Origin of the sequence: Aphanothece microscopica RSMan92, assembly GCF_046613545.2 — a bacterium.
GTDB lineage: Bacteria > Cyanobacteriota > Cyanobacteriia > PCC-6307 > Cyanobiaceae > NIES-981.
Genome location: NZ_JBKKKY020000564.1, coordinates 1 through 436, shown reverse-complemented (window position 1 = coordinate 436; position 436 = coordinate 1). Strand labels below are relative to the sequence as shown.

Sequence of the window (436 nt, the reverse complement as noted above, 5' to 3'; positions counted from 1 at the left end):
CGCCCGGTCATCCCAGGTCTCCACGTTCAGCGTGACGATGCGCCCCTCCAGCGTGCCGCCGGCCAGGGCGGGCAGGGCCGTCAGGATCAGGGCAAGCAGGCTGCGGATCATGGCGCCACCCTGCCACGGGCACCCCGCGCCGCGCCAGTGACAACCGCCGTCACGCGAATTTCAGCGCGGCGATCCCCGCCAGGATCAGCAGCACGCCCAGAACCCGCATCAGGTTGACCGGATCGCCGAACAGGAACACCGCCGCCACCGCCGTGCCCACCGCCCCGATCCCCACCCAGACCGCATAGGCCGTGCCCACCGGCAAATCCTTCATCGCCAGCGACAAGAGCCAGAACGACGCCAGCGCCCCCAGGATCGTCAGCACCGACGGCACCGGCCGGGTGAAGCCGTCCGAATACTTCAGGCCCAGCGCCCAGAACGTCTC

Annotated in this window: 1 protein-coding gene; it reads right to left on the bottom strand. The window is 70.2% G+C overall.

Annotated elements, in window-relative coordinates:
• Nucleotides 1-160 precede the first annotated feature (160 nt).
• Nucleotides 161-436: DMT family transporter (locus tag ACLD7X_RS19070; RefSeq protein ID WP_411425249.1), on the bottom strand; the 276-nt coding region annotated here is incomplete at its 5' end.